Source organism: Halomonas sp. TG39a, from assembly GCF_000744395.1.
In the GTDB taxonomy this organism is placed as follows: Bacteria; Pseudomonadota; Gammaproteobacteria; order Pseudomonadales; family Halomonadaceae; genus Vreelandella; species Vreelandella ventosae_B.
This window is the reverse complement of record NZ_JQLV01000002.1, coordinates 298,044-324,986: the sequence shown is the minus strand read 5'-3', so window position 1 is coordinate 324,986 and position 26,943 is coordinate 298,044. Positions and strand designations below refer to the sequence as shown.

Here is a 26,943-nt window from a genome sequence, read left to right as displayed (position 1 = left end):
GGATAATTTATTCATTTGGCACCCAGTATCTTCTCAAGGGGAACGAGGCGGCTCACCACATAGAAAATGACCAGCACACAGAGCAGCAGCACGACACTAACCGCACTGGCGGCTCCCCAGTCGCTGTACAGTTGGATGTTGCGACTGACCAGCATGGATGCCATGACCGTGCGTCCTCCCCCTACCAGTTCCGGGGTGATATAGAAGCCGAGACACAGTACAAACACCAGGGTCATGCCCGCCAACACGCCGCTGAGCGAAAGAGGGAAGAACACGCGCCTGAAAACGTGCAAGGGGGTGCCACCCAGGCTCGCGCCAGCCTGTATTAAGTCGTTGGGAATTTTCTGCATGGTGGCGTAAAGCGGCAAGACCATAAACGGCAGCAGGATATGTACTGTGGCGATGATTGTGCCCAGCTCGTTATGCACCAGCGCCAGCGGTGCATCAATAAGGCCGACGCCCATCAGCGATTCATTCACCACCCCTGAGCGTTGTAGCAGAATCAGCCAGGCGTAGGCTCGCACCAGAACGCTGGTCCAGAATGGCAGAATCACCAGCGCCAGCACCACCATCGACCAGCGCCTAGGCAATATAGAAGCGGCATAGGCGATGGGGTAGCCCATCAATAGGGCCAGTAGCGTAACGATAAAGCTGATGCGAAACGTGACCCAGAAGGTATTCCAGTAGATGCCTTCGGTAAGGATTCGTTGGTAGTGCTCCAGCGTGAAGCCATCGGCATAGAAGGACTGGCCGATCAACCAACCGAGCGGAATGAGCAGCAGCACAAACACAACGAGCACGGCGGGCGACATCAACAGCAGCATGAGCGCATGTTCGCGGCGCCGATGGCCCCGTGACGCATCCTGGTGGCTAACGTGAGGATAATGATGGTTGATGGCGGTCGCTTTCAAAGGATGTCTCCTATCGGGAAATCGACAAGCGTTGCCGTAACCCGCAGGAGGGGCACGGCAACGATGCACTTATCGTTGCATAAACTCCAGCCAACGACGCTCCGCTTCTTCACCCGCTGAGGAGGCCCACCACTCGTACGACATCAACACCTGGCGCTCGGCGTTTTCAGGGAAGCTTGGTAGCTCCTGGGCACGCTCATCGGGAATCTTGCCAGTGTCGAAGGCGGCCGGATTGCCGGGGCCGTAGTCAATATGTAGCGGCAGGTTAGCTTGATACTCAGGGTCGATAGCCGCGTTGATGAATTCGACGGCCGTTTCCTGATTGGTCGCACCTTCAATAATGCACAGATGCGTGTTTTGCAACACACCATCGTTATAGGTGAACTCAGCGCTGGCGCCTTCATTGATGATCGCGCTGACACGTCCATTCCACATCATCAGCATGTCCACCTCGCCATCGTAGAGCAGCTGCGCCGACTGACCGCCAGATGTCCACCAGGTGGTGATATGCGGTTTGATTTCTTCAAGCTTGGCGAAAGCCCGGTCAACATCCAACGGATAAAGCTCTTCCCGCGCCACCCCATCGGCCATTAAAGCAGCTTCAAGTGTGCCCAGGGGGTGGTTGCGAAGGGCACGATTGCCGGGATACTCCTCCACATTCCAGAAGTCCTCCCAGCTTTGGGGCGGATTACCATCGAAGGCTTCGGGGTTGTAGGCCAGTACGCTGGAATAAAACTCATAGGCCACGGAGTAGGGTGTTTTGTACGCCTCGGGCATTGAGTCGGCGTTGGGAATCTGGCTGAAATCGAGTTCCGCAATCAGCCCTTGGTTGCCGCCCCGCACACAGTTCAATGGTGGCGTATCGACCACGTCCCATACCGCCTGGCCGGTGGTGCCTTGCGTCTTAATCATCGGCCAAGCGTCGGGGGCGCTCTCCTGGCGAATGGTGATGCCGAGCGCTTCGGCAACTGGGTCGAGTATGGCAACCGTCTGTGCTTCCTGATAAGCGCCACCCTGAGAGACGAAGGTAATTTCGCCATCTGCCAGGCTTTGCCCGGCTCCAAGCGCACCCACGACCATTACCGAGGAACCAAGCAAGTATTTGAAGCAGTTAGTATCTTTCATCTTGCGACCTCCAACTGAGTAAATGCTTCCGGCGCCGAGTCAGCGCCCGATTGCATCAAGGAACTGGTAATAACCGGCTACCAGTCGAATACCGACTTCACGTAAGGGGTAAAACGGAACGGCCTTGAGCCGCTCCGTAGCCAGCAGCGCCAGATCAGGGCTTTCACCCATGGCGTAGTCTGCCGCAAACCGCCCGAGCAACGTCGACATGGCCACTCCCGCGCCGTTATAACCGGCGGCGTAGCACACGCGGTCGTCGAATCTGCCCACATGGGGGAGGGCATCGAGCGTCATGCCCACATGCCCCGACCAGCGATAGGCAATGCCGATATCCACGAGCGCTGGAAAGAGTGACACCATGGCGCTCTGCAGGGAATCGAACGCCGCCTGAGAGTCACGCTTCCCAAACGCCCCGCGTCCTCCGAATACGATCCGTCCATCGACCTTGCGAAACCAGCGCATCATCCGGCGAGTTTCGCCATAGCTTCTATCCTTGACCAACAGGTAGTTCTGCAGCGCCTCCGGGAGAGGGTTAGTGGCGATAATCGAACTTCTAAACGGCACCAAGCGCGTCTTGATCGCGGCACTGACGGGCGTAATATCCGAATAGGCATTAGTGGCCAGGATCACCTGTCGCGCCTTGATCTCACCGCCTGGCGTCGTGATATGAACACCATTATCCAGGCGGCGAATGCTAGTGGCCGGGGTGCGCTCGAAGACGATCTCGCCATGGCGCTGGTTGAGCCCTGCCGCCAAACCCCGCACATAGTCGAGCGGGTGCAAGGTACCCACGCCAAGCCCTAAAACCCCGCCTTTAAATGCCTGCGACCCAGTCTCTTCGGCTACCTCGCCAGCGGAGAGACAGCGCATCGAGTCATCGCCCATTTCTCGCCGCATCCAGTGGGCTTCCTCGGTAATGGCATCCAGGGCCTTAGCCGTATGGGCGCAGCGCAGGTTGCCGCAGCGGGTGAAGCGGGCACTCTCAAGACCATAGTCCTGAATCAAGGCTTCTACCTCATCCACTGAATCATGGCAGAGCCGATGCATGGCGGTGGCAACCGGCATGCCGTGGGCTTGTGCAATGCTGGGAAACGATAGCCGGAACTTAGCCGATACCACGCCGCCATTGCGTCCGCTTGCTCCCCAGCCGATAGGGTTGGCATCCACCACGATGGCGTGAACGCCACGTTCTGCCAAGCGGTGGGCCGCAGTTAATCCCGTGTAGCCACCCCCTATGATGGCAACATCAACGGTCTTATCGCTGGAAAGCGATGCGAAATCCGAGACGGTGCTCGTCGTGTCACGCCAAAGCGAAGCAATGGGGGATCCAGGCTGCGGCCCACTCATATCACACCTTCTCTACGGCGTCGGCCAACGCCTTAAGGGTGGGGAAATGAAAGTCCGGCGTCGTGAGCTGTTTGGGTTCTGGCGTGCCGCCGAATCCCGCTTGTCCTTGACGTCGCTCTATCCAGCAGGTGGTGTAACCCAACTCCTTGGCAATGCCGATGTCGTGGTGCTGACTCTGGGCAACGTGCAATATTTCCGAGAACTTGTAGCCGTGGGCTGCCTGACGACCACGGTTGTAAGCAAAAAATTGAGGATTGGGCTTGGCCACGCCAGCTTCGTCGCAGGTCACGCTATCGTCGAAGGGGTCATCGAGGATATGTGAGTAGCAGGAAAATGCCGCACGGTCGGCATTGGTCATGGCAACCAGACGATAGTGTTTGCGCAGCCGCTTCAGCGCCGCCACCGAATCCTCAAACGCGGGCCAACGAAGCACCGCTAACTGGAAAGCGTCGGCCGAAACCGTGTCAGCAGGCAGCGTTAACTCCTCAGCCAATGAGCGGTAGACATCCGCCATGGCACTGCTCGAACGCCCCGGGTAACGATCCCGACCGCGCTTGTAGGCCTCGAAAATGGTGTTGTCGTCCATATCCTGGGCCGCAGCCCCACCCAGTCGCCGGACCGCGTCCAGTACCCCTTTCTCAAAATCAATCAGCGTGCCCACGACATCAAATGTCAGAACTTTAAAGTTGGAAAGTTCCATGATCGGCTATGACTCCTGTTTTTTACTTCGCAGTTATGTCAGGCAACGTGTGTCGCCGGAGTGGGGCATCCCGCACGAGGCACGATGATGGTGTCCTCTGGATGCAGTACCACGCTCAAGCGCTCGCCGAGCGGTGGAATCTGTCGCCTTGCGGCGTGGTGGCTGGGTTGACGCAGACTGATAGAGGTACCGTCTTCCAGTTCAAGGAACAATCGCAGGCTATCGCCCTGGTACACGGTCTCAATGACCCGGCATGGCAGGCGATTGACGCCGGGTTCATGGCTACCATCGTCAATTAGCAGTTTTTCAGTTTGAATGGCCAGCAACAACTTCGCATGAGGAGCGATGGGCTTGGCTGAACGCAGCGTGTGAGTGCCGAGCCGCACACTATGCTCATCAATGCGGGTCACCGGTAGCAGGGTGGAATCGCCGATGAAGCTGGCTACAAAAGAGTCTTTCGGGTCGTTGTGCAGCGTTTCGGGAGCGCCGATCTGTACCAGTTCACCATCCTTTAGGATGGCCACCCGATCACTCATGGTCAGCGCCTCACGCTGGTCGTGGGTCACATAAACAACGGTGGCCCCCAGCTTGCGGTGTAAGCGGCGCAGCTCAATCTGCATCGTCTCGCGCAACTGTTTATCCAGCGCCGACAGGGGTTCGTCCATCAGAATTAGCCGTGGCTCGAACACAATCGCCCTGGCCAGAGCGACCCGTTGTCGTTGGCCACCCGACAGTTGAGACACCCCACGGTCCTGATAGCCATCCAACTCAACCATGGCCAGGGCTTGTTTCACCCGCTCTGGCCATGTGGATTTAGGTAGGCGACGAGCGCGAAGGGGAAAGGCGACGTTTTCGCCAACACTCATGTGCGGAAAGAGCGCGTAACTCTGAAAGACGACGCCGATGTTGCGCTTGTGCGGCGGCATATAGGTCATGTCTTGATCGCCGACCCACACCGACCCTGAAGAAGGCATCACGAAGCCACCTAAGGCGCCGAGCAGGGTTGTTTTTCCAGAGCCCGAAGGGCCCAGTAATGACACGAATTCACCCGGCTCAATATTTAAAGTTATGTCCTTCAGGGCTACCGTACTGCCGTAACGCTTACTGATGGAGCGTATGGCAACACCCACACTGTCTCGCTCATCCATAGGGTTTATCACCTTTCATTGTTGTGATGCCTATCGGTTGCCATTGAGTACAGCAGATAAGGTGTTCGCGGACAATTGCGAAATTCTTGGTAGTGGCATAACCTGAAATTATGCCTACATTGCGCCGACAACTACCCAGTGCCAACGCTCTCTTCGTATTCGAGTCAGCGGCACGCTGCGGTAACTTCACCAAGGCCGCCGCTGAACTGGGGGTTACCCAACCAGCGGTCAGCCGTATGCTTGCGCTTCTGGAGGAGTATCTGGAGGTCAAGCTGTTCTTGCGGACGCCTGGCAAGACCGTGCTGACGGAGAGTGGTGAGATACTTTATCAAGGGGTGATCGACGGTTTTCATAATATCGAAGCGGCGATTCATGAAATCCGAACCCGCAACACCGGTCTTGAAACCGTCACGCTATCGGTCTCTACCGCCTTCACCACCCATTGGTTGATGCCGCGTATGCACAAGCTGCAGGCGCAGCTACCCAACATTGACCTGCGTTTTCAACTGATTTCAGGGTCGGTAAGCGGCTCCGTCGAGGATGTTGATCTGGGGATTCGCTTCGTCACGGGGGAGGACATCCTGCATGACGCCTCGTTGATACTGCCGGAAATACTGGTGCCCGTCTGCAGCCCGGCCTATCGAAAGCAGCAACTCGAATCGCCCGGCAACGATGTCTCCACCACCTTGATTAGCCTCAGCGACAGCCGCATAGACTGGTTTGAGCTTTTGCCCAATTTCCATCTGCAAGCTTATGGAACCACTCACTCGCTGGTATTTTCGGACTATGCCGTCGTGATCCAGGCGGCCCTGTTGGGCCAGGGTATCGCCATCGGCTGGCTGAACATCGTATCCCATTGGCTGGAAACGGGCTCGCTGGTGCCCGCCACCCCCACGGCGATTGCCACAGAACGGCTTTGCCATTTAGTTCACTCGCGCAAAAAACCGCTGAGTGACGCGGCCAAGCAAGTAAGAGAGTGGATAATCGCGGAGACGCAAAATGACGTTGCAAATGTGGCGAAGCAGTATCCAGAGTTGAAGCTTGAATCCTTTCTGGCTAAGGACTTCTGATTTTTCAGTCGATAAAAGCCGCCCACTAGCAACTCAATAGATAGTACGTGGGTGCTAAGCGCTGGTAAGTGGCCGCCACACATGCACAAACCCAATCGTTAGCGCCACGGATGCTTGTACATAATTGCTCATCGACTGTGCAATGATGGCCTAACGATAGTGAACACCACCAAGGATTCGGCATGGGAAAGCTCTTTTCACTGATGGTTGTGCTGGCGTTGGCCGGTTGCGCCATCATAGAGCCGCATGAGGAGCGCGACGTCCAGCGCGGCGTCGGACTGGCCATCCAGGAGGTCTACGAGCGGGCTCTGCCGACGCTGTCCGAGGATAAGCAGCGCCACTTTGCCCAGCGGCTCTACCGCCTGACTGGCGAGCAGCGCTGGTGGGCCCTCAATCATGCCTACGGCGAGCGTCTACTGACGCGGCTCGAGAAGGACATCGTCGGCCTGGCCGAGCCCGGGTACGCGGCTGCCCGCAGCCGGGCGATTGTTGACGACTACTCCCAGCGCACGGCCAAGCAGCGCGCCCGGCGCGCCATGCTGGGTGAGTGGGGGGAAATCGCCTTTGCCCGGGGGCTGCTGTTCCGGCTGGTCCAGGCCGAGTACCACGGCATGCTACCGGCCATTGAGGGCCACGAGCGGGCGCTGGACTACCTGGCTGAGGTCGACTGGGCAGCCTTCCTGACCGACCCCGCGGTGATGGGGATCTATGCTGCTCAGGTGGCCAACCAAGCGTACTTCCTGCATCAACTCGGCGTGATGGACCTGCGCCGGGAGGTGGAAGCAGCCTTCCGACGTCACTACCCGCCTGATCGAGTCGCCGAGCTCGACGACGCCGAGTACCGTAACTGGCTCTATGGCCTGACCCACTTCGTCATCGCTGACAGCCGATACTACCAGCGGAAGGTGGACCTGGAGGTGCACGCTTGGGTGCTGGAAGCGCTGGAGCGGGAGACGGCCGGCATCATGGCTCGGGCCACGGCCGACATCATGGCTCGGGCCACGGCCGACATCCAAGCCGAGGTGGCATTGGCCTTCCTGCTTGCCGACCGCGAGGATCACCCGCTAGTGGGCCGGGTGCGTGAGGCGTTGGTGGCGGCGGTGGACCCCGCCAGCGGCATCATCCCCTCGTCCACGGTGGAAAAGGGACTGGCGGGTGGTGAACACCGCAACGTTCTGGCGATCATGGTGTTGCGCTGGCCGGGCCGGCTGTATCCTGGTCCCGACCTTTCGGAAGGGCTTGGCGGGGGCTCAACTCAGGCGGCTTTCGTTTTCACTTCATCGAACCCAGTGGCAACGAGTTTGCTGTGTGGTCAGAAAGGCGGGCCTAAGGCCAGTCGAGAGCACCGATATCAGCGATATACGCTAGGCGATCTCAATTTCCTGCCACTCTCAAACAACAGGCACGGTGCCGCCATCAATCACATACTCTGTTCCCGTGATGGTGGCCGCCAGGGGTGATGCCAGAAACGCAATCAGGTTGGCCACTTCAGCAGGCTTCGAAGGGCGGCCAATCGGGATGCCACCCAGCGATTCCATGATGATCTGCTTGCCGCCTGCGTAATCGGTACCTGCGTCTTGGGCAATCCGCTCGGCCAGTGCAACGGCGGCTTCCGTCTCGATCCAGCCCGGCGACACCCGAACCACACGCACCCCTTTGGGTGACACTTCCTTGGACAAGCTCTTGCTATAGGTGGAGAGCGCCGCCTTGGCCGCCGCGTAAGCCGTGGTCGACTCGGGCAGGGGGAGCTCACGCTGAATGGACGTAACATGAATAATCACCCCATCGCCCTGGGCCAGCATGCTTGGCAACAGGGCGCGATCCAGCCGCACGGCGGGGAACAATTGATGTCGAACTCGCGTTGCCACTCCTCCTCCCCAAGGGCTGCGAACCCGCCGCCGGGGGCGGATGAACCACCCAGTACGTGAACGATAATATCCACGCCGCCCAAACGTTCGTTGACCGCATCGGCCACCGTGGCACAGCCTTCGGCCGTCGTCAGGTCAGCGGTTACAAATAGCTCATCGGGCAGGTCAGCGGGGCGAGTACGGGCGGCGGTCAGTACCTGCGCGCCTTCCTCGCGAAAGAGTGCCACCGCGGCAGCGCCAACCCCTTTGCTACCACCAGTGATCAATACGCGTCGCCCGTTCAAGTTCAGGATCATTAGTGAATCTCCAATGACTGAATTTGCGTATCGGCAAGCTGGAAAGCGTGGTCGAGTTGCACCGGGCTGCCAGTGAAGTTGCCAGTTACAGTGGCGGTAACCACCATCTTATTGCCTTGTTGGGAAACACTGACCGGCTCTACGCGATACTCAATCTTGCCACGGGTGGCGCGCACCCAAGCTTGAATAGCGGTGCGCCCGCGGTGCGTCTCTCCTTCATCCAGCACACAGGCATCTTGAGTGAAGCAATCCGCAATGAGGGAGGCATCCGCACCGTTGCTGATGCTGAAATAAGTGGTGATCGCGTCTGGCAGTGACAAGCTCATGATGGTCATCTCTCGCAAGGTAATGTGAGAGAATATTCTGCTCAGGCTGACGCGTTATCAAGAACGCACAAAAAGGTAAGTGGCTTACCCATGAGAAAGATTTATACGCCCACTACCGCCGCAAGCGATGTGGAAAATGTATTAAGAATGCTGGAAGGGCGCTGGAAGCTCATTATTCTCTTTCATCTCTTCGATGGAAAAGTGCAGCGCTACTCCGATTTCGGAAAACTCATCCCTGACATCTCCCAGAAAATGCTCGCCCAACAGCTGCGCCAACTGGAAGCGGATGGCATTGTGGCCCGAAAGGTCTATCCCCAGGTGCCGCCGAAAGTGGAATACCGCCTTACCGAATGGGGGCAAACGCTCTGCCCGGCGCTGGATGCCTTATTGAAATGGGCAGAGCAGAAGGATCACTTCAACAACCCTGACGAGAAGAACGAACAAAACGATGCCGCCACCCAATGAGAACCGCCTGATGCACTACCGCACCATGACCATCAACGACTATGAAGCTGCCATTGCCCTGTGGAGCGAAAGTGAAGGCGTGCGGCTGCGCGATGCCGATTCACGAGAAGGCATTGAGAAATACCTGCTGCGCAACCCCGGTCTGAGTTTTGTGGCAGAAGTCGAAGGAGAACTGGTGGGAACGATTATGGCGGGCCACGATGGCAAGCGCGGCTATGTTCAACACTTATCGGTATCGGATGCCCATCGCCGATTAGGCATCGCCACGCGGTTGGTAAGCCTCTGCCTGGAAGCGCTCAAGAGCGAAGGCATCCAAAAATCACACCTGATGATTCTTCCCGAGAACGTAGCCGCTCAGAAGTTCTGGGCCAATCAGGGCTGGGCCTACCGATCCGATATTTTGCTCTATTCGTTCGTGAATGGAGATAACCAGAACGTTTAGTAGCGCTCGTAGGTTATTGGTCTCGATTGACGTCTGTGAGCCTACACCGGGGCGGGTGGCATCTAATCACATAAGATATCGGCGATCTTTAAGATAAGCCCTCAATGTTTCTGAACGTGAGCCGATAATGCTAAATGGTGACTAGCAGGATACGTTCTGTCTGAACGCTTGCAGTTACCGAGCTGGCTTCCACCTGCCCAAAGAAGAGTGCTGCGGGCCTCTACGAGATCTTTCCATGCTACTTCTGAATCGAAGCGTCAAACTGCGGCTTGCCGTTAGTTTAGGCGCCTGCATCTTGATGCTGATCGTCGTCGGTACTATCGGTCTTTACAGTCTCAGCAAGACTAACGATGCCCTCAACAGAACTTACGAGGGCAACGTGCTCACACTGGGTAACCTTACTCAGATCAACCAAGCGTTGCTCGGCAACCGGGTGAAAGTGACGGCCGAACAGCGCGATCGGAATCCGGCATCTGCCATTACCACGAAGCAGGAGGTCGCTGAGAACGACGCTATTATCGATGCTGCCTGGAATGATTACTTTCCTGATCGTGTCTCCGATGATCAAGAACGTGCCATCGCTAATGAGTTTATTGCGTCGCTGACCAGTCTTCGCGCCGGTATTGACGACATTAACGCGGCAATGATCGGCAATGATTTCGATGCTGCAAGAGAGATTGCCACCACCACGCTACGCGCAGAATATCCAAAGGTGCTAACGGCGATCCAGGGGCTCATCGACCGTAACAGCACTCAAGCCGCTGCAAATAACCAACAGTCCTCAAGTGACTATGTTTGGACGCGCAATTTCGTTATTGGGGTGATGGCGGCGGCTGTCATCTTCGGAATTCTGCTCGCTATATGGTTGATCCGCGGCATCATGACGCCGCTGGGTAAGGCACAAGCACTCGCCAACGCCATGGCTGAAGGAAGGCTTGATAACGACATTGACGTTACATGCAAAGATGAGTTTGGTGTGATGCTTCGGGCGTTAAAGAGCATGGAAAGCAAGTTCTCGCAGGTTGTCATGTCCGTTCGTCATAACGCCGAGTCTGTGAATGTGGCCGCTGACGAAATCGTGCTAGGCACCGACGATCTTAGCCGCCGTACTCAGGAGCAGGCCTCAAACATCGAAGAGACCGCGGCCTCGATGGATGAAATTACCTCGACCGTGCGTCAGAACGCAGACAATGCTGCCGAAGCCGATAAACTCGTATATGACGTCAGCCAGCAAGCCAACGCCGGGGGGGAGATCGCCGAGCAAGCCGTCAAAGCGATGGAAGACATCAACATCTCAAGCCGTAAGATCTCTGGTATCGTCGGGTTGATCGATCAAATTGCCTTCCAGACCAATTTGCTGGCGCTGAATGCATCGGTGGAAGCCGCTCGCGCGGGCGAGCAAGGCCGTGGGTTTGCCGTGGTGGCCAATGAAGTACGCAACCTGGCCGGACGCAGTGCCGATGCCGCTAAAGACATCAAAAAGCTCGTGGAAGAAAGTATCAGCCAAGTTGACACCGGCTCAAAATTGGTCAACCGGGCGGGCAAATCGCTTGAAGATATCGTCAATGGCGTACAGCGCGTCACGGTGCTGATGGCTGAAATCGCAACCGCGAGCCGAGAACAGTCCCAAGGCATCGAGCAAGTCAACACGGCCGTCTCGCAGATGGACAGTGTCACCCAGCAGAATGCGAGCCTGGTAGAAGAATCCAGTGCGGCAGGTCGTTCTCTGCAAGGCCAAGCGGAGTCATTGTTGAAGGAGGTGTCGTTCTTTAGAGGAGCGACCGCTGACCTAAACCAGCGCGCTCTGCCTGCTACGATAAGGCAAAACGACAGCCAGCCACGGGCAGCTAAACGCTTGCCGACTCACGTTATTGGTAGCAAAAAAAAGACCGAAGAATGGGCATCTTTCTAAACGCCTGAAGCAACCATAAAGCGCCCAGCCAGGGCGCTTTTTTGTGAGCCGAAAGCCTCCACAAGAAAATTCTGGGCCACTCAGAGCTAGGCGTGCCGACCTGATATTCAGCTGTATTCGTTTATTAATGGAAATGATGCAAATATCTAAACTAGGACTGCCATGCCCTTGTCTACTTCTTATGCTATTTGTAATATGGTGAGCCTTTCCACGTTAAGCATAGGTAGTTGTCCAATGAGCCATTGATGCCCGCCGTTGCAATAACGGCCAGTCTCCATTAGCCCCTGACCCAGGGGGAGTACTTGGCATCTATGGAATCACCTATGACCACTACCCATCTCACCCTAACGGGTGTCTCCTACGTTTTGTCGGATGGCAGAACGCTTTTCACCGACCTTCATGAGCAGTTCGATGCACGCCCAACCGGGCTGGTTGGGCGTAATGGTGTGGGTAAAACAGTATTAGCCCAAATCCTCGCGGGCCTGTTGCAACCCACCGCCGGCGAATGTCAGCGCTCCAACAGCGTGCATTACCTTGCTCAACAAGTGGCCCAGCCGAAGGGTGCTTCTGTCGCCGATCTCGCAGGTATTCAACCAACGCTAGATGCGCTGGCACGCATTGAGGCTGGCAGCACTGCCATAGAGGATTTTGAGGCCGTGGGTGAGCGTTGGGATTTGCCCCAGCGATTTCGCCATGAACTTGAACGCGGCAGCTTGGGCTATCTTGTGGCCACAACACCAGCCAGCACATTGAGCGGTGGGGAAGCCATGCGGGTTGCCTTAATGGGCGCCATGCTCTCGAATGCTGATTTCCTGATTCTTGATGAGCCAAGCAACCATCTCGACCGACCAAACCGCCAGGCACTCATCGAACAACTGCAGCGCTGGCCGCGTGGGCTGATTGTGATCAGCCATGACCGGCAATTGCTGGAAACCATGGCGCGTATTGTAGAGCTGTCCCCCTCAGGGCTGCACAGTTATGGCGGCAACTACACCTTCTATGCAGAGGCAAAAGCACACGAGCAGCAAAATGCGATTGACCAACTCAATAAGCATAAGCTAGAGCGCCAACGCCAAGAAAGGGCGATGCGCAAGCAGCGTGAACGCCAGGAGAAACGGCAGTCCCGCGGAAATCGGCAAGGCAAGGAAGCCAACCAAGCCAAGATACTGCTGGATCGCCAGAAAGAACGCAGCGAAATCTCGTCAGGTGCACTGAGCCAACAGCAGGCGGCCAGCCGTGATCAACTTAACCAGCGCGTGCGGGAAGCGGCAAAACAGGTTGAAGACGAGGCGCACATCACCCTGCATGAGATACCCGTTAATCAGGTCGCCAAGCGCTGCTTGGCAGAATTAGAAAAGGTAGAACTACCGTTTGTCATGGGAGCCACTCGTCACATTAGCCTACTGCTGAGAGGGCAACAGCGCATAGGCGTTGTAGGCCCCAACGGCTGGGGGAAATCCACGCTGCTTCGCGTGCTAGCGGGCCAGATCGAACCATTATCCGGAACCTGCAAGGTGGCCCCAGAAAAGGCTTATCTCGACCAGCGGCTGGAGAGTCTTGAGCCGGACAAAACCGTGCTCGAACAGCTGCAACTGGCTAACCGCTCAACGACGGAAGGCGAGCTGCGCATGCTACTGGCCCAACTAGGCCTGGACGCGCAGAAGATCACCACGCCCAGCGGACTATTAAGCGGAGGTGAGCGTCTGAAAGGAGCACTGGCCTGCATCCTTTACGCCGACTCGCCACCGAAACTATTGCTGCTGGACGAGCCAAATAACCACCTCGACCTGCCATCGGCACAAGCGCTGGAAACGCTGTTGCGCAGTTATCAAGGCGCGTTAGTGGTGGTATCCCATGATGATGCGTTTCTGGAAAACCTCGCCCTGACAGACCGCCTGATTGCAACCGAACAAGGGTGGCATTTGGAGCCTCAATTCAGCTGAGCTTCTATTGCGCTCTTGTCGATCACCGACCAGACTTCCTGAATCTTATTATCATGGAAGAGGTAGAAGGCGTTCTCGCAAAACGTCACTTTTTTGCCGTCCACCGCAAGGCCGAGGAAGCTACCTTTGGGTGTGACATCGAATCGCAGCCTGCACGCGACATGGGGTGGATCAACGGTCAAAAGCTCAATGTTGAAGTGAAGATCTGGTATCTGCTCATAATCGGCTTCCAGCATGGCGCGATAACCATCAAGCCCTAGGCGCCTGCTGTTGTGGTGGACATTGTTATGCACGAACTGGTCAAGGTTCGTCCAATCCTGATTATTGAGGCAGGTGATGTAATCACGGTAGGTTGCTTCCAGGTCACGTTTGTTCATCTTGGTTCTCCTTTCCTGGTTAGGCGTGAAGGCATTCGCCAAGGGTATACAGGCTCAGTATCATAAGCAGCCTAAACCAAACCACAGAAGCCATCATTCATGTCGTGCCCACCTTGCCCCCATTGCCAATCCGAATTCGCCTATCAGGATCAAAGCCTGTTAATCTGCCCCGAGTGCGCCCACGAATGGAACCCTTCTGAGACTGAGGCGGAAGAAACCGTGACGGTAAAAGATGCCCACGGCACGCTGTTAGCGGAAGGCGATAAGGTAACGATGATCAAAGACCTCAAGGTCAAAGGCAGCTCACTGGTACTCAAGGTGGGCACCAAAGCCGTTATCAAGCGGCTCTTGGACAGCAAGGATCACCAACTGGACTGCAAGGTCGACGGCGTCGGCGACATGATGGTGACCGCCCACTTTGTGAAGAAGGCCTGACTAAAATCTGAACTTACATGACAACCGTGCCGCCGATGACTGCTAGCCGACATTACCGCTGGATCATTCTTCTGATAGCCACCCTGGCTCAAGCAGCGGCATGCTTTTTCGTTCAAGGCATTGGGGCCATCAGCGTTTATATACAGGCAGATATGGAGCTTTCTGCACTGCAGATTGGGGCGCTGGTCTCTGCTGCTCAACTGGTGCCTTTAGTCGGGCTGTTGGTTGCCGGGGAGTTGCTAGACAGATTCAGTGAGCGTTTGGTGGTGGGAGTGGGAACCCTCGTTGTGGGCATTGCGCTTAGCGCTGCCGTGCTGGCGGAGAGTTACTGGGCTATGCTGCTGTTTTTGGTCATCGTAGGGGCAGGCTACAGTACCGCCCAACCCGGCGGTAGCAAATCGGTAGCCGCTTGGTTTGACAAATCCCTGCGTGGCTTTGCCATGGGGATTCGTCAGGCAGGCTTGCCGCTGGGTGGGGCGCTGGCGGCTATCATACTGCCAACCGTCGCTATCACCTGGGGGTGGCGGGCCTCTTTTCTGGTGGGCGGGCTGATTGCGATCTTCGGGGCGCTGGTCTTTATGCTTTTTTATCGTGCCCCTGAGGGCGCGGTGCCGGTCGTAAGAGCCTCTGAAGGCAGCGTGACAAACGTCGTCTTGTCGCGACTGGCGATGATTCGCGAACCGGCCATGAAGCAGATTATGGCGTCCGGTATTAGTTTAATCTCGGTTCAATACGGTATTTTGATTTTTACCGTGCTCTATCTGCATAGCCGTTTGCAGATGGAGGTACTGCAGGCGGCGACGTTGCTATTCGTAGCCCAAGGGGCCGGGGTTGCCGGGCGTATTTTGCTGGCGGCCTGGAGCGACCGCTGTCGCTCGCGCTATTTTCCGGTAATGGTGTGCATGGTGGCGGTAATAGTAGGGCTGCTGGTATTGGTTTGGCTGCCGCTTCACTCAACGCTCATGCTGAGCGGTTTGATGGCCTGGTTGGGCTTTTTTGGTTTTGGTTGGTACGGCCCTTGGGTAGCTTATGTAGCGGAGTCTGCACCTGCTGATAAAACCGGCTTTGTTCTGGGATTGGCTATGGCGATTAACCAACTGGCGATTGTATCGATACCACCACTCCTTGGGTGGCTGTTAGATATAAGTGGCAGTTTTATGCTCGGCTGGAGTCTGCTGATCGCCATGACGTTATGGGGGCTATTAATGACCATCCCGCGGCAAGGAGAAAATAATGAAAGCGATCGTGTTTGACGTATTTGGCACTATTGTTGATTGGCGCTCCAGTTTGATTAAGCAATTCAATGAGCTAGAGAAAGAGCTGGGGGTTGAACTACCCAGTGAAGTATTGACGGATCAATGGCGTCATCAGTATGCCCCTTCGATGAATAGGGTACGGCAAGGCGAAATCCCATGGATGGGATTGGATGACCTGCACCGAGAAAGCCTAGTCAAACTACTCAATCAACATGGGATTGCGCTAGACGAGGCGATCATTGATCGCATTAACCTCTTCTGGCATCGCTTAGCGCCATGGTCGGATGTGCAACGCGGCCTTCAACAATTAAAAGAGCACTACATCATTGCAACCCTGACCAACGGCAACTTGTCGCTAATGGTGGACGTTGCCCGTTATGCCGAATTGCCATGGGATATGGTGTTTTGCGCAGAGTTATTCCAACACTACAAACCTGACGCTGAAGTCTATTTAGGGGCTTGCCGCCTGCTTCGCCTGCCGCCAGAAGAGGTGATGCTATGCGCGGCGCACAATTACGACCTGGGTGCTGCCCGTGCACTGGGAATGAAAACGGCGTTTATACCCCGGTGCACAGAATATGGGCCCCAACAGAGCAAAGATTTAGAAGCAGAAGAAGCATGGGATTATGTGGCTGAAGACCTCGTCGCGTTGAGCGAGCGGCTAATAAGAGATAGAAAGCGAGCTTAGTGCTGGGTCTCGGCCCGCAACCTTTCTACTTCTTCGACGCTCAGCTCTTCGATGTCGGCGATCATCTGGTCATCCATTTCGGTGCGAGCGATCAGCTTTCGGGCTGCATTATGCTTGCTTTCCAATGCGTGCTTCTCAGCTTCTTGACGTCCTTTCTCAATACCCAGTCTCTCAATCGTGTTGACGTAAGGCATGTGCTTCTCCTCCTGTATGGCGTAGACCGCCTGTGCAAATTCAGGATCTAAACTTCTAGGCAATTGGATCATCCAATCGATGATATTGAACAGCCGTAAAACCTGATCGCGGGTGGTCACCGCGGCGACTATCCTCCTGATCGCTCATGCATCCCCCTCGTATCAATACGCTATTCTACCGCTTCGCATAAAAATATATCTAAGAATAAGTAGCGGGTCTTCGGGAAGCAACTATTGGCTCATGAGAGAGAGGAGAGGCCCATATTAGGGCCCATTTTGTAAAAAAGCCTAAATACCCCCCGGAATTCTTAGATCCACCTCACGACGCAGTCAGCTGAGGCTCATCCACCACCACCGCGTCACGCAACGTTTCAGCGAAGCTTGCCAGGGCGGGTGTCCAGGACTCTGGTTCGGGGGCGACAAAATAGGTATCGACATTGGCGATGGACGTGGGCAGTTCCAGCGTGTGAATCCCAAACCGGTGCTGGTGGGCTTCAACCGTCCCACGGGGCAGAACCGTGTAACCCATCCCGGCAGCAACGCAGCCAAGCATCGCGTCCAGCGAACCGAACTCAAAAATTCGGCCTGCATTGACGCCGTAGGAAGCCAGCAACAGCTCGATACGCTGGCGGTAGCTGCACCCTTGGCGAAACGCCAAGAAGGCGGACGTCAGCAGCGCTTGTGAAGAGGGCATTTTCGTCATAGGCGTTGAGCCTACTAAAACAAGCTGCTCGCTAAACGCTTTGATCAAGTGGTAGCGGCCATGCTCAAGCCTCCCGGCCACGAAAACACAGTCCACCTGCCCGTTAAGCAACAACTCGACCAGCTCAGCCGTGGGCCCGGTCTTTATCTGGATATCAACGTCAGGCTGTGCCGCATGGTACGCCGCCAGTATCGGCGGAAGGCGCAACGCCGTTGTGGTCTCCATGGCGCCTATACGTAGCCGCCCACACGCCTTTTCCTGGCCTTTGAATAGCGATACCGCTTCATCGTGGGCGTTCAGTATGCGTTCGGCGTACTCCATCAGTGCCAAACCCGCACTCGTAGGGCGAACGCGTCCTGCGCGGTGAATCAGCTGTACGCCTAACTCGCCCTCAAGTTTCTTGATGTGGGCCGTCACATTGGATTGCACCGTGTGCAGCTGCTTAGCCGCCGTCACGAAGCTGCCTGTTTCGGCCACGGCCATGAATAGTCGCAGTGATTTCAATTGCACGTGCCGTCTCCCTGTCAGTCTATCTGTAAACAAGATAGTAGCTATCAAAACTAATCGTTTCTAGAAATAGCTCCTCGCGCGTAGTCTGGCTGTGCACTAACGCGCTGCCCACCTTGCCCGAAAGGCGGCACGAAAAGGACACCACATGATGCATCGAACACTCACTACCCACGATCTGCCCGCCCTGATGACAGGAATAATGGCGACCCTGGCGGGGATTGGCATTGCGCGCTTCGCCTATACGCCGCTATTGCCCGCAATTATTCAAGAGGGCTGGTTTTCCGCGAGCCAAGGCGCCTACCTGGGGGCCGCTAACCTGCTGGGGTATTTTATCGGTGCACTCGCAGCTCACTCGCTGAGTGAGCGCTTTTCTCCTCGGCTGGTAATCGGCGCAAGCTTCGCGGCTATCGCTCTCAGTTTTATGCTTTGCGCTGGGGCGGGCAGCTTCTCATGGTTCTTCTTATGTCGATTAGTCTCCGGTATTGCCGGGGCCGTCTTAATGGTGGTTGGCCCCTCGCTGGCGCTGGCGGCGACACCGCCTGAAAGGCGAGCCAGTGTGGGTGCCATGGTGTTTACCGGCATTGGTTTGGGCGCACTGCTTTCCGCCTCCATCGTACCCGTGCTTCTTGAGTTAAGCCTAACGGTCACCTGGGGCACGCTGGGGTTGCTTTGCATCGCGGCGGGCCTTTTAGGCGACTGGGGCATTGACCACTTACATGTAGCCCCACATTTGGCAACTAGCCCAACGGCCAATAGCCAGAAGGGAGTTGCGGGAGTCAAGCTAGTGGTGTTGCTGGTTATTGGCGCCTATGCCCTGGACGCGGTTGGGTTTGTGCCCCATACCGTGTTCTGGGTGGATTATCTCGCCAGGGAAAATGCGTTGGGCAGTCAAGCAGCTTCCCTGCAGTGGGGCATCTTCGGCTTGGGTGCAGTGTGTGGACCGTTAATGGTAGGCGCACTGGTGCAGCGTGTGGGTTGGCATCGCGGCTTGATGATCGCCTTTGCGGCAAAGGCCGCCGCTGTTTCGCTGCCGGTATTCTCGCTAGCACTGTTCAGCCAGTCGGTTTCCTCCTTCATGGTGGGGGCGATGATCCCCGGCATTGTTGCACTCACCTCTGGCCGCCTTGCTGAATTAGTAGGCCCGACCGCGCACAAGAGGCTTTGGGGGCAGGCAACCGCTGCTTTTGCTGCTGCCCAAGCGGTGGCAGGCTATTCCATGTCCGCGCTTTATGGTGCCTGGGGCACTTACACGCAGCTATTTGCCATCAGCGGCCTTATGTTGGTGGCAGGCTTTTTGTTGATACTGCTTAGCCGTGGTGTACAGCAACGCCACGCGCAGCTTTCTTCCCAGCACTCTTCAAACCAAGGGAGGCAATAATGGAACTCTACCTGAACGCGACATCACCCTATGCGCGCCTAGCGCGGATCGTGTTACTGGAAAAAGGCTTAGCGGAAAGCGTCACACTGAAGTGGTGCGACCCCTGGGCAGACGATGCCGATCTATTAAAAGCTAACCCCGCAGGGCGTATTCCGGCGTTGATAACGGAGAAGGGGATCACGTTAAGCGAGTCACTGCTGATTGCCGTTTACCTGGATAGCGTTAGCCCCAACAAGCCGATGATTGCCCAAGACAGCTTGGGTGAGGTGTTGCACCTGGCAGGGCTGGGACAAAACCTGATGGATGCCGCGTTCAATACCGTGATTGCCAGAAAGCATTACGGCAATGGGATTGATGATAGCGAGCTGGGGCAGAGGCGTTCGAGGGCCATTCAGCGGCTACTGAAACAGTTGGACGGTGAGCTTGGCGAAGAACAACAGAGCTCAACTATCAACCTGGGCCACATCGCTACCGCAGTGGCGCTGGATTATCTCGCCTTTAGGCTGCCAGAGGTGAACTGGAAAGAAGAGTATCCACAGTTACAGGAATGGCATGCTGGTGTTACAGCACGTGCAAGCTTTGAGCAGACTGCATTCAGTTAGTATCGCTGATTGGCACCAGTCATTATCTAAATTGATACTCCCCGCGCTTATCACTCATTTCAGGCTTTATATTCAAAATAAGAATATTAAACAATCCTTTTATGCTTTTTAGTAAATTAAGGATGCACTAAAATGGTGCCCTTTCTGAGCCAGGCCGCTGGGCGCCTGGAGCCGTGTTAGGTCAAAGATAGGGATGTCACCATGAGTGAGCCAGCAAGTGATCAAGAGGGGGCGCACTTCAAGCGCAGTATGCAGACGCGCCATTTGGTGATGCTCTCGTTGGGGGGCGTGATTGGCACCGGGCTGTTTTTGAGTTCCGGTTATACCGTTCAGCAGGCCGGGCCTATTGGGGCAGTGTTGGCCTATCTGGTAGGTGGCATTGTTGCTTGGCTGGTGATGATGTGCCTGGGCGAGTTGGCGGTGCATATGCCGGATTCAGGTGCCTTCAGCGCGCATGCCAGCCGCTATATCGGCCCGGGAACCGGCTATATGGTGGCTTGGATGTACTGGCTCACCTGGACAGTGGCGCTAGGTTCCGAATTCACCGCGGCGGCGGTCTTTATGGGGCGCTGGTTTCCCGACATCCCCGGCTGGTACTGGAGCGGCATGTTTGCGGCGATTGTGTTTGGTGTGAATGCGTTTACCTCGCGCTTCTTTGCCGAGTCTGAGTTCTGGCTTTCATTGATCAAAGTGATTGCGGTGGTGGTGTTTGTGCTGGTGGGCGCCGTGGCGATTATTGGCTGGGTACCGCTGCATGATGCCGCTGGCGCTGAGGTCGCCTCACCGGGGCTATCGGCACTGTGGGGAGAGGGCGCCATGCCGCCCAACCTGATGGCCATTGGTACCGCCTTACTGGCAGTGATGTTTGCCTTTTCCGGCACCGAGCTGATTGGCATTGCCGCCGGGGAAACGGTGGATCCGGCCCGCAATGTGCCCAAGGCGATCCGCGCGACTCTGTGGCGGTTGATCCTGTTTTTCGTCGGCACCATCGTCGTGATTGCGGCGCTGTTACCGCAGGATCAAGCCGGGCTCAGTCAAAGCCCCTTTGTGGCTGTGTTCCAGCGCCTTGGCGTGCCGGGTGCAGCCGATATCATGAATTTTGTCATCATCACCGCGCTGCTGTCGGCGGCCAATTCCGGTCTTTATGCCTCGTCGCGCATGCTATGGACGCTCGCTGACCAAGGCACCTTGCCCAAGTCGCTTGGCCGCCTCAACAAGCGTGGCATTCCGATGAATGCCCTATTACTCAGCATGGTCGGCGGCCTGGGTGCTCTGTTCTCCAGCGTTTATGCCCCTGAAACCGTCTACTTGGTGCTGGTCTCGATTTCCGGTTTGGCTGTGGTGGTGGTCTGGATGGCGATTGCGCTTAGCCAGTTTAACTTCCGGCGCCACTACCTGCGTGAAGGCGGGCAACTGAAGGATCTGGTTTATCGCACGCCGTTCTACCCCTGGGTGCCGATTATTGCGTTTGCAGCCTGTCTGGCCGCGTGCATTGGCATTGCCTTCGACCCGCAACAACGCGTGGCGCTCTATTTCGGTGTGCCTTTCATTGGCCTGTGCTACCTGGTGCACTATGTGCGCCACCGTGGGGCCTCCCAACGTTCTGAATATTCGCCCAACGCCGTTGAGGAAAACACCGTATGAATGAGTTGAATCCGATCAAAGCCCTGTTGGCCAACGTACCCTTTATGGTCATCGACGGCGCCATGGCCACCGAGCTGGAAGCGCTAGGCTGTGACCTCAATGATGCCCTCTGGTCGGCGCGCTTGTTGGCGCAAGCCCCAGAGAAGATTCGTCAGGTGCATCAGGCTTACTTTGAAGCCGGTGCCGATTGTGCGATTACCGCCAGCTATCAGGCCACGGTGCCGGGTTTTATGCAGGCGGGGATGACGGCAGAAGAGGCTCGGGCGTTGATTCAGTTATCGGTCACGCTGGCGCAGCAAGCGCGGGATGCGGTCTGGCAGTCCGGCCAAACCGACCGCCCCAAACCGCTGGTGGCTGCATCCGTTGGCCCTTATGGCGCGTATCTGGCGGACGGCAGTGAATACCGAGGCGGCTATGATCTGGATCGCGCCGGGCTGGTTGAGTTTCACCGTGAGCGCTTTGAACTCTTGCTGGCGGCGGGGGCGGATCTACTGGCCGCTGAAACCTTGCCTTCATTGGAGGAAGCGCTGGCGATCACCGATTTGCTGGCTGAGCACCCAGGTGTGCAGGCCTGGATTACCTTCTCGGCGAAGGATGGCAAACACATCAGCGATGGCACGCCGATCGCAGAATGTGCGAGGGCCCTGGCCAACTGCCCAGGCGTAGCGGCGATTGGTGTGAACTGCACGGCGTTGGCCCATATCGAATCGCTGATTGAGGAAATCCGCCGTCAGTGCGATCTGCCGGTGCTGGTTTACCCCAACTCAGGGGAAGTGTATGACGCGGTGACCAAAACCTGGCACCCGGCACAATGCGATCATACCGCTGCGGATATTTCCGGGCTGGCGCAAGGAGTTGAGCAATGGCTGGCAGCAGGTGCGTCAGGCATTGGCGGATGCTGCCGGACGACACCGGAGGATATTCAAACGCTGGCCCAGTGGCGGAGGTTGCGCCAGCTTGCTTAGGCCTTAATGCTGAGTCTCTGCCCGTCACGTCTCCATCTCTGCGACGGGCAGCTTTTCGATGTCCGCGATCACCTGATCATCCATTTCGGTGCGAGCGATCAGCTTACGGGCCGCGTTGCGTTGGCTTTCCAAAGCACGCTGCTCGCCTTCCTTAAGCTCTTCCAAACGTCCTTTCTCAAAGCCCAAGCATTTATTACTTCAGCCAAAGGCAGTGGTAGGGTGGTAGCACTGGCATCAACATGACCCAGGTCATGTCCGTATCCTAAAGTTTAATGAGGCAAACGTAGGATTCAACGGAGCCAACTGCTAGGCTGATTTTATTAGAGCGAAAATCGCCGCAGGGAACAACCGAATGCCACAGGCACCTCGCATTACGCTTCATCCCGTTAGCCAGCGCATGCAGGTGCATGTGGATGGCAAGCTGCTTGTGGAAGTTATAAAGAGTACCCAAACCCTCGAACTCCGCGAAACCGGCTACCCGCCGCGCCACTATTTCCCGCGAAAAGACGTGCGCATGGATTTGCTTAACACCTCAGAAACGACGACCCACTGCCCGTTTAAAGGACACACGGTGTATTTTTCGCTGGGTGAGCGTCGGGATATTGCTTGGAGCTACGAGCAGCCGATTGAAGGGATGGAAACGATAGCGGGTAGGGTGGCGTTTGGTGGCGACAGCGTCAAAGTGCAGGTGTTGAATGAATAAGAAAAGCTTAGTTATCAGTATAGTATTATTGAAATGAAAAATACAGCAGGCGCGCGAATTTTGCAGGTTGCATTTGCTGGATAAACGCGCCGAGAATTTTTTCAATTATAAGATGGGAATCAAATACGCTGTTATATCAGAATAGGGCTTTGAAACTATACCATGGAATAGTGTAAATAATATTAGCTCAAAGCAATACACATGTGGGCATTGCGGAAACATTATCGCCACTCACATTGGCTTCTTCTCTGACAGCAATCAAAGAATCTATATCTGTCCTCATTGTGATCAACCAACTCATATAGATGGCCAAGGTCATCAGCATCCAGATGTTGCACCCGGAAACGACGTTAACCGCTTACCCGAAGATCTGGACGCTTTGTACAAAGAGGCTCGTAACTGCGTTGCGGCGTCGGCCTATACCGGCTCGGTACTACTTTGTCGGAAGCTGTTGATGAACATTGGTGTAAAACAAGGTGCGGAAGAAGGTAAGCCATTCATTCACTACGTGAACTATCTCGCAGAGCAAGGCTTTATACCACCTAACGGTCGAGGTTGGGTAGACCATATTCGGAAAAAAGGAAACGAAGCAACTCACGAGATTGCATTGATGAGCAAGGAGGATTGTGAGGACTTAATCGCTTTTTCTGAGATGTTGATGAAGTTTATTTAGGAATTTCCGAATAAGGTGCCTAGCCAAAATTAAGGATATAATCACTGCAGGCAAGGGATGCTCCTGATGTCGCGCCCCTGCTACAAGCGTTAATGTCAGGGAGGAAAGGTAATGGAAGTAAAACAAACATACGAAACTGAAGTCTCTTTTTCAGAGGGCTTGGGAATTAGGGCTATCACCATTCCAGCGAGAAATTTCAACATAGAGAATTTCACTACTCTGGATCAAGTTGGTGAAAGGCTGGGGATTCGCTTATTAGAAGAAGTAGAGCTTGATTGGATTCAGCGGGCAATAGCGACTTTACTTCTAGCAGAAAATCAAGAAGATTTAGAGGGCTGGAAATCGGATAGGTCCTACCTGCTTGGCAAGTTCACACATGGGCCTGAGGTCTATAAATTTGCTGAGTATGTCTCGATGGCCGCGGTGTTCCCCTTCGAGAATTCGCCTTTGACCGCAGAATCTATAGGGAGCCTTTTAACGAAAGCTGGCGGATGTGGTGCTGGAACATATATAGGATTTGCGGTTGCAGGTACAACTCCACTACTTTTTATAGCGGTGCCTACAGGAATGATAATTTGTGGCGCTGCGGCTGGAATTGCCCAAGGACTAGAAGAGGGTTTGAGGGAGCGAATTTCAAAATTTATCCGCGACAAGTAGACATTAACAAAGCAGTCAACTAGACCGCTTTTCCGCGCCGCCTTTGGCTCTGCTTTAAAGCGGCCCGTTACCAGCGGCGTTAAGCATCCAAAAAATTAAGGATCAACGAAATGAAGATTAGCAATTTTTCGGTTAATAATTATCGAGGTATAACGGGCGGCTTAGAAAAGAACCGCATTGATTTTAATAGTATATACACACTTTTTATTTTTGGTCAAAACAATACAGGAAAGTCAACGTTTCTCAGAGCATATGAGTTCTTCTATCAAGGCATTGATCCAAAGCAACTGGATTTCTATCGCCAGGCTAATGGGACTACTCTACAAGTAGAAATAGAGGTTGAGCTCGATGAATGGGACATGAAGAGGATTGAAGAGGCTGCACCTAAATCAAAAGATAGTTATAAAAAATATCTTATTGATGGTAGTCGTATAAGGCTACGAAATGAATGGGTTCTAGATGGGAAGAAAATATCCAAAAAGGCTTTGAGTTGGAGTCCAGAAGATAACGATTTCGTTGACAAAGGCTATGCGTCAGTAGGGCTACATTCAGTCTTTCAATCATGCTTGCCGAAGCCAATCTTTATAAAAGCAATGCCTAGCGAGGAAGAAGCAAAAAATATCATAAATGAAATTCTGAAATCTGTTGCAGAGTCCCGACTAAAAGATGCCGAATTAGCAGAGTTGCAGGCGGCACAATTAAAAATCAAAGAATTGCAGGAAAAAATGTACAACAAAGATGTCATAGCCAGCTATGAAGAATCTGTTAACGAGTATATGATAGCACTTTTCCCTAAAATTCGTGTGGGGATTGAGGATAAAAAGGATCGTGTAGCATGGACAGAAAACAAGCTAGGTCGTGAGTACGATATCCATTTTCAAAATGTAAATAGTTCCGGAGAAATTGATACAGACTTGCCAAGTCATGCTGCTCATATTGGTCATGGAACAATTCGGACGACGATCTTTGCTTTACTTCTCATGAGAGATGTTGCCGAAGAGTTTGAACGGATAGAAGGAAGAAAAGACTATTTGGTTTTATTTGAAGAGCCTGAGCTATTCCTTTATCCAAAGGTAATACGTGAACTACGAGAGCTTATATATAAAGTTAGCTCTGGTAATACGCCATACCAAGTTCTTTGCGCTTCGCATTCACCGTCGATGATCGATATTTCTAAGCTCAAGTCTTCCATTGTCAGGCTGGTTAAGAAAGAAGATTCTAAACAGCTTCATCAAGTATCAGACCAATTCTTAAAAGCTGCTGCTGGCTCAAAATCAGATGATGATTTTAAACAAGAGATGTATGAAGTCCTAAGGTTCAATCCGCATATTTGTGAATCTTTCTATTCTGACGAGGTTATATTAGTTGAAGGGCCAACAGAATAAATAATACTTAGGGATTGATTCCAAGAGCACGTTCAGTCAAGATTTTATTTTATTCTTAACTGCGGCACAGTGAATAATATCCCGTTCTATCAGAAAGTCTTGTCTCAATTTTTTATTCCTTACAGCGTAATTTGCGACACTGATAAGGCAAGCATTATAGGTTATGACAATACGGGTAATCCTAGATTCGACTCGGGGATTCAAAAATCAATCTCAGACCAATTTGGTTTAGATTTAGCTAGTGGAATTTCGAGGGTACTACGCTGTCACGAAACTACTTTCGAGCCAGCACATAGAGATAATAGCATTCCGACTCACCTAAGAATGCCAGATGGGACAAGTCAAGGAAAACCAGGTGATGCCAATAAATATTGGAAGGATGTCCTTCTTCCGAATTTGAATGACCCGAATATCGATTCGGTTCCGATTATATCCGCCATGAATGCGATCACGGTATGATAGAAATTTGTAATAAGTTGCTGCTGTCGGTCAAATTGAAGTGACCCCCTCCAGAGCTGCACAGGCTATAGTGCAGCTATCAGGAGGATGAGATGAACAACGAACCCTCAGTCAAACGCTGGACCGCCAAGCGCAAAGCCGCTGTGGTCATGGATATCTTCAAGGGCAAGACCACCGTCGCTGAGGTGGCTCGACAGCATGACCTCACCGTCTCGGAAGTCGAGGGCTGGATCGAAGTAAGCGCTCCAATAACTACATCTAGCCAGTCATTGTTCAGAGGGGTAACGTCTCTTTCCACTGCCAAGGCAGCAGCGTGTTCAGTTCGTCATCGTTGTTGAGGGTGGGCAGTGTTTCGAAGACGTACTGCAGGTACTCGTAGGGCGAGAGGCCATTGGCCTTGGCGGTTTCGATCAGGCTGTAGATCGCCGCGCTGGCCTGAGCACCGCTCGGGGTGTGGCTGAACAGCCAGTTCTTGCGTCCCACCACGAACGGGCGGATAGCGTTCTCTGCTGGGTTATTGTCCAGCGGGATCAGGCCATCGTCCAGGAACCGGGTCAGGCGGGGCCACTGATGATCCAGGTAGTGAAGGGCTTTCCCCAGTGCGCTTTTGGGCAGCACCTGGGCCAGTGACTTGTCGAGCCAGGTGCGCAGTTGATCGATTAATGGGCGGCTCTTCTGGTCACGCAGCGTTTGACGCGCCTCAGGCGCCAGGGCCTTGGCCTGCTTTTCCACGCCATACAGTTTGCGTATGCGCTTGCAGC

General features: G+C 54.6%; 28 protein-coding genes and 2 pseudogenes. 18 read left to right on the top strand and 12 right to left on the bottom strand.

Annotated elements, in window-relative coordinates:
* Window positions 1-11: 11 nt before the first annotated feature.
* The 5 genes from U738_RS19600 to U738_RS19580 form a co-directional block, all read right to left on the bottom strand.
* Complete coding sequence (locus U738_RS19600; RefSeq protein WP_235208666.1) at window positions 12-911, bottom strand: ABC transporter permease; 900 nt, start codon at window positions 909-911, stop codon at window positions 12-14.
* Window positions 912-980: 69 nt separating this feature from the next.
* The gene (locus tag U738_RS19595; protein WP_081899167.1) at window positions 981-2,036 is read right to left on the bottom strand and encodes an ABC transporter substrate-binding protein; all 1,056 of its coding nucleotides are present in this window, start codon (window positions 2,034-2,036) and stop codon (window positions 981-983) included.
* 39 nt (window positions 2,037-2,075) lie between these two features.
* Window positions 2,076-3,383 carry an NAD(P)/FAD-dependent oxidoreductase gene (locus U738_RS19590; protein ID WP_035584419.1) on the bottom strand — a complete coding sequence of 436 codons (1,308 nt, stop codon included), beginning with the start codon at window positions 3,381-3,383 and terminating at the stop codon, window positions 2,076-2,078.
* A 1-nt stretch (window position 3,384) separates the two neighbouring features.
* Window positions 3,385-4,083 (bottom strand): HAD-IA family hydrolase, encoded by a 699-nt coding sequence (locus U738_RS19585; RefSeq protein WP_035584416.1) that lies wholly within the window; start codon window positions 4,081-4,083, stop codon window positions 3,385-3,387.
* 38 nt (window positions 4,084-4,121) lie between these two features.
* Window positions 4,122-5,231: an ABC transporter ATP-binding protein gene (locus U738_RS19580; RefSeq protein WP_035584413.1), complete on the bottom strand. Its 1,110-nt coding sequence runs from the start codon at window positions 5,229-5,231 to the stop codon at window positions 4,122-4,124.
* Window positions 5,232-5,341: 110 nt separating this feature from the next.
* On the opposite strand from U738_RS19580, the gene U738_RS19575 reads away from it, so the two are divergent.
* Both U738_RS19575 and U738_RS19570 read left to right on the top strand, forming a co-directional pair.
* Window positions 5,342-6,301, top strand: coding sequence for a LysR family transcriptional regulator (locus U738_RS19575; RefSeq protein WP_035584410.1), 960 nt, complete (start codon window positions 5,342-5,344; stop codon window positions 6,299-6,301).
* A gap of 182 nt (window positions 6,302-6,483) precedes the next feature.
* Window positions 6,484-7,761, top strand: coding sequence for a DUF3541 domain-containing protein (locus tag U738_RS19570; protein WP_081899166.1), 1,278 nt, complete (start codon window positions 6,484-6,486; stop codon window positions 7,759-7,761).
* Here U738_RS19570 and U738_RS19565 read toward each other — a convergent pair.
* Both U738_RS19565 and U738_RS19560 read right to left on the bottom strand, forming a co-directional pair.
* A pseudogene (locus tag U738_RS19565) lies at window positions 7,693-8,465 on the bottom strand (SDR family oxidoreductase). The gene U738_RS19570 and the pseudogene U738_RS19565 overlap by 69 nt on opposite strands.
* Window positions 8,465-8,791 carry a nuclear transport factor 2 family protein gene (locus U738_RS19560; RefSeq protein ID WP_035584407.1) on the bottom strand — a complete coding sequence of 109 codons (327 nt, stop codon included), beginning with the start codon at window positions 8,789-8,791 and terminating at the stop codon, window positions 8,465-8,467. Before U738_RS19560 ends, U738_RS19565 begins: the two are co-directional and overlap by 1 nt.
* Window positions 8,792-8,881: 90 nt before the next feature.
* Here U738_RS19560 and U738_RS19555 point away from each other — a divergent pair, with 90 nt between their 5' ends.
* The 4 genes from U738_RS19555 to U738_RS19540 all read left to right on the top strand — a co-directional run bounded on the left by U738_RS19555 (window position 8,882) and on the right by U738_RS19540 (window position 13,553).
* Window positions 8,882-9,256 (top strand): winged helix-turn-helix transcriptional regulator, encoded by a 375-nt coding sequence (locus U738_RS19555; RefSeq protein ID WP_035584404.1) that lies wholly within the window; start codon window positions 8,882-8,884, stop codon window positions 9,254-9,256.
* Window positions 9,240-9,698 (top strand): GNAT family N-acetyltransferase, encoded by a 459-nt coding sequence (locus tag U738_RS19550; RefSeq protein WP_231896827.1) that lies wholly within the window; start codon window positions 9,240-9,242, stop codon window positions 9,696-9,698. Before U738_RS19555 ends, U738_RS19550 begins: the two co-directional genes overlap by 17 nt.
* A 235-nt stretch (window positions 9,699-9,933) precedes the next feature.
* The gene (locus tag U738_RS19545; protein ID WP_035584401.1) at window positions 9,934-11,610 is read left to right on the top strand and encodes a methyl-accepting chemotaxis protein; all 1,677 of its coding nucleotides are present in this window, start codon (window positions 9,934-9,936) and stop codon (window positions 11,608-11,610) included.
* Window positions 11,611-11,933: 323 nt separating this feature from the next.
* Window positions 11,934-13,553 carry an ABC-F family ATP-binding cassette domain-containing protein gene (locus U738_RS19540; protein WP_035584398.1) on the top strand — a complete coding sequence of 540 codons (1,620 nt, stop codon included), beginning with the start codon at window positions 11,934-11,936 and terminating at the stop codon, window positions 13,551-13,553.
* Here the strand turns inward: U738_RS19540 and U738_RS19535 are convergent.
* The gene (locus U738_RS19535) at window positions 13,541-13,930 is read right to left on the bottom strand and encodes an ester cyclase (RefSeq protein ID WP_035584395.1); all 390 of its coding nucleotides are present in this window, start codon (window positions 13,928-13,930) and stop codon (window positions 13,541-13,543) included. The two genes, U738_RS19540 and U738_RS19535, sit on opposite strands and share 13 nt — an antisense overlap.
* A gap of 99 nt (window positions 13,931-14,029) precedes the next feature.
* On the opposite strand from U738_RS19535, the gene U738_RS19530 reads away from it, so the two are divergent.
* Genes U738_RS19530 through U738_RS19520 form a run of 3 tightly spaced genes read left to right on the top strand, consistent with a single transcriptional unit; the run spans window position 14,030 to window position 16,309 of the window.
* Complete coding sequence (locus tag U738_RS19530; RefSeq protein WP_035584392.1) at window positions 14,030-14,365, top strand: zinc ribbon domain-containing protein YjdM; 336 nt, start codon at window positions 14,030-14,032, stop codon at window positions 14,363-14,365.
* 17 nt (window positions 14,366-14,382) lie between these two features.
* Window positions 14,383-15,618: an MFS transporter gene (locus U738_RS19525; RefSeq protein WP_035584389.1), complete on the top strand. Its 1,236-nt coding sequence runs from the start codon at window positions 14,383-14,385 to the stop codon at window positions 15,616-15,618.
* Window positions 15,599-16,309, top strand: coding sequence for a haloacid dehalogenase type II (locus U738_RS19520; RefSeq protein WP_035584386.1), 711 nt, complete (start codon window positions 15,599-15,601; stop codon window positions 16,307-16,309). Before U738_RS19525 ends, U738_RS19520 begins: the two co-directional genes overlap by 20 nt.
* Here U738_RS19520 and U738_RS23515 read toward each other — a convergent pair.
* Both U738_RS23515 and U738_RS19510 read right to left on the bottom strand, forming a co-directional pair.
* Window positions 16,306-16,623: a hypothetical protein gene (locus tag U738_RS23515; protein ID WP_050713287.1), complete on the bottom strand. Its 318-nt coding sequence runs from the start codon at window positions 16,621-16,623 to the stop codon at window positions 16,306-16,308. The genes U738_RS19520 and U738_RS23515 overlap by 4 nt on opposite strands.
* A 199-nt stretch (window positions 16,624-16,822) precedes the next feature.
* The gene (locus U738_RS19510) at window positions 16,823-17,716 is read right to left on the bottom strand and encodes a LysR family transcriptional regulator (RefSeq protein WP_035584383.1); all 894 of its coding nucleotides are present in this window, start codon (window positions 17,714-17,716) and stop codon (window positions 16,823-16,825) included.
* A 148-nt stretch (window positions 17,717-17,864) separates the two neighbouring features.
* On the opposite strand from U738_RS19510, the gene U738_RS19505 reads away from it, so the two are divergent.
* The 4 genes from U738_RS19505 to mmuM all read left to right on the top strand — a co-directional run bounded on the left by U738_RS19505 (window position 17,865) and on the right by mmuM (window position 22,305).
* Window positions 17,865-19,094, top strand: coding sequence for a YbfB/YjiJ family MFS transporter (locus tag U738_RS19505; protein ID WP_035584381.1), 1,230 nt, complete (start codon window positions 17,865-17,867; stop codon window positions 19,092-19,094).
* Window positions 19,094-19,696 (top strand): glutathione S-transferase family protein, encoded by a 603-nt coding sequence (locus U738_RS19500; RefSeq protein WP_035584378.1) that lies wholly within the window; start codon window positions 19,094-19,096, stop codon window positions 19,694-19,696. The genes U738_RS19505 and U738_RS19500 overlap by 1 nt, the downstream gene beginning before the upstream one ends.
* A 201-nt stretch (window positions 19,697-19,897) precedes the next feature.
* Window positions 19,898-21,340 carry an amino acid permease gene (locus U738_RS19495; protein ID WP_035584374.1) on the top strand — a complete coding sequence of 481 codons (1,443 nt, stop codon included), beginning with the start codon at window positions 19,898-19,900 and terminating at the stop codon, window positions 21,338-21,340.
* Window positions 21,337-22,305 (top strand): homocysteine S-methyltransferase, encoded by a 969-nt coding sequence (gene mmuM / locus U738_RS19490; protein WP_092490821.1) that lies wholly within the window; start codon window positions 21,337-21,339, stop codon window positions 22,303-22,305. Before U738_RS19495 ends, mmuM begins: the two co-directional genes overlap by 4 nt.
* A gap of 24 nt (window positions 22,306-22,329) precedes the next feature.
* Here mmuM and U738_RS23370 read toward each other — a convergent pair whose 3' ends face one another.
* Window positions 22,330-22,491: a hypothetical protein gene (locus U738_RS23370; RefSeq protein ID WP_157693163.1), complete on the bottom strand. Its 162-nt coding sequence runs from the start codon at window positions 22,489-22,491 to the stop codon at window positions 22,330-22,332.
* A gap of 166 nt (window positions 22,492-22,657) precedes the next feature.
* Between U738_RS23370 and U738_RS19485 the strand changes: the two genes are divergently transcribed.
* From U738_RS19485 to U738_RS23850, 5 genes are all read left to right on the top strand, one after another.
* Entirely contained in the window at window positions 22,658-23,008 is a 351-nt protein-coding gene (locus U738_RS19485) for a DUF427 domain-containing protein (protein WP_035584371.1), read from the top strand.
* 379 nt (window positions 23,009-23,387) lie between these two features.
* Entirely contained in the window at window positions 23,388-23,681 is a 294-nt protein-coding gene (locus tag U738_RS23070; protein WP_081899165.1) for a DUF4145 domain-containing protein, read from the top strand.
* Window positions 23,682-23,792: 111 nt separating this feature from the next.
* Window positions 23,793-24,338, top strand: coding sequence for a hypothetical protein (locus U738_RS19475; protein ID WP_035584368.1), 546 nt, complete (start codon window positions 23,793-23,795; stop codon window positions 24,336-24,338).
* A 110-nt stretch (window positions 24,339-24,448) separates the two neighbouring features.
* Window positions 24,449-25,723 carry an ATP-dependent nuclease gene (locus tag U738_RS19470; protein WP_197671986.1) on the top strand — a complete coding sequence of 425 codons (1,275 nt, stop codon included), beginning with the start codon at window positions 24,449-24,451 and terminating at the stop codon, window positions 25,721-25,723.
* 614 nt (window positions 25,724-26,337) lie between these two features.
* The gene (locus U738_RS23850) at window positions 26,338-26,520 is read left to right on the top strand and encodes a hypothetical protein (RefSeq protein ID WP_442905731.1); all 183 of its coding nucleotides are present in this window, start codon (window positions 26,338-26,340) and stop codon (window positions 26,518-26,520) included.
* On the opposite strand, the pseudogene U738_RS19465 reads toward U738_RS23850, so the two are convergent.
* Window positions 26,456-26,932 (bottom strand): annotated as a pseudogene (locus tag U738_RS19465) (IS66 family transposase); the annotation flags it as partial. The gene U738_RS23850 and the pseudogene U738_RS19465 sit on opposite strands and share 65 nt — an antisense overlap.
* Between the last annotated feature and the right edge of the window lie 11 nt (window positions 26,933-26,943).

What these genes read in the sequence shown, in the direction of transcription:
- U738_RS19595 (WP_081899167.1), bottom strand. Translation starts at nt 2,036, where the DNA reads ATGAAAGATACTAACTGCTTCAAATACTTGCTTGGTTCCTCGGTAATG.
- U738_RS19590 (WP_035584419.1), bottom strand. Translation starts at nt 3,383, where the DNA reads ATGAGTGGGCCGCAGCCTGGATCCCCCATTGCTTCGCTTTGGCGTGAC.
- U738_RS19585 (WP_035584416.1), bottom strand. Translation starts at nt 4,083, where the DNA reads ATGGAACTTTCCAACTTTAAAGTTCTGACATTTGATGTCGTGGGCACG.
- U738_RS19580 (WP_035584413.1), bottom strand. Translation starts at nt 5,231, where the DNA reads ATGGATGAGCGAGACAGTGTGGGTGTTGCCATACGCTCCATCAGTAAG.
- U738_RS19575 (WP_035584410.1), top strand. Translation starts at nt 5,342, where the DNA reads ATGCCTACATTGCGCCGACAACTACCCAGTGCCAACGCTCTCTTCGTA.
- U738_RS19570 (WP_081899166.1), top strand. Translation starts at nt 6,484, where the DNA reads ATGGGAAAGCTCTTTTCACTGATGGTTGTGCTGGCGTTGGCCGGTTGC.
- U738_RS19560 (WP_035584407.1), bottom strand. Translation starts at nt 8,791, where the DNA reads ATGAGCTTGTCACTGCCAGACGCGATCACCACTTATTTCAGCATCAGC.
- U738_RS19555 (WP_035584404.1), top strand. Translation starts at nt 8,882, where the DNA reads ATGAGAAAGATTTATACGCCCACTACCGCCGCAAGCGATGTGGAAAAT.
- U738_RS19550 (WP_231896827.1), top strand. Translation starts at nt 9,240, where the DNA reads ATGCCGCCACCCAATGAGAACCGCCTGATGCACTACCGCACCATGACC.
- U738_RS19545 (WP_035584401.1), top strand. Translation starts at nt 9,934, where the DNA reads ATGCTACTTCTGAATCGAAGCGTCAAACTGCGGCTTGCCGTTAGTTTA.
- U738_RS19540 (WP_035584398.1), top strand. Translation starts at nt 11,934, where the DNA reads ATGACCACTACCCATCTCACCCTAACGGGTGTCTCCTACGTTTTGTCG.
- U738_RS19535 (WP_035584395.1), bottom strand. Translation starts at nt 13,930, where the DNA reads ATGAACAAACGTGACCTGGAAGCAACCTACCGTGATTACATCACCTGC.
- U738_RS19530 (WP_035584392.1), top strand. Translation starts at nt 14,030, where the DNA reads ATGTCGTGCCCACCTTGCCCCCATTGCCAATCCGAATTCGCCTATCAG.
- U738_RS19525 (WP_035584389.1), top strand. Translation starts at nt 14,383, where the DNA reads ATGACAACCGTGCCGCCGATGACTGCTAGCCGACATTACCGCTGGATC.
- U738_RS19520 (WP_035584386.1), top strand. Translation starts at nt 15,599, where the DNA reads ATGAAAGCGATCGTGTTTGACGTATTTGGCACTATTGTTGATTGGCGC.
- U738_RS19505 (WP_035584381.1), top strand. Translation starts at nt 17,865, where the DNA reads ATGCATCGAACACTCACTACCCACGATCTGCCCGCCCTGATGACAGGA.
- U738_RS19500 (WP_035584378.1), top strand. Translation starts at nt 19,094, where the DNA reads ATGGAACTCTACCTGAACGCGACATCACCCTATGCGCGCCTAGCGCGG.
- U738_RS19495 (WP_035584374.1), top strand. Translation starts at nt 19,898, where the DNA reads ATGAGTGAGCCAGCAAGTGATCAAGAGGGGGCGCACTTCAAGCGCAGT.
- mmuM (WP_092490821.1), top strand. Translation starts at nt 21,337, where the DNA reads ATGAATGAGTTGAATCCGATCAAAGCCCTGTTGGCCAACGTACCCTTT.
- U738_RS19485 (WP_035584371.1), top strand. Translation starts at nt 22,658, where the DNA reads ATGCCACAGGCACCTCGCATTACGCTTCATCCCGTTAGCCAGCGCATG.
- U738_RS19475 (WP_035584368.1), top strand. Translation starts at nt 23,793, where the DNA reads ATGGAAGTAAAACAAACATACGAAACTGAAGTCTCTTTTTCAGAGGGC.
- U738_RS19470 (WP_197671986.1), top strand. Translation starts at nt 24,449, where the DNA reads ATGAAGATTAGCAATTTTTCGGTTAATAATTATCGAGGTATAACGGGC.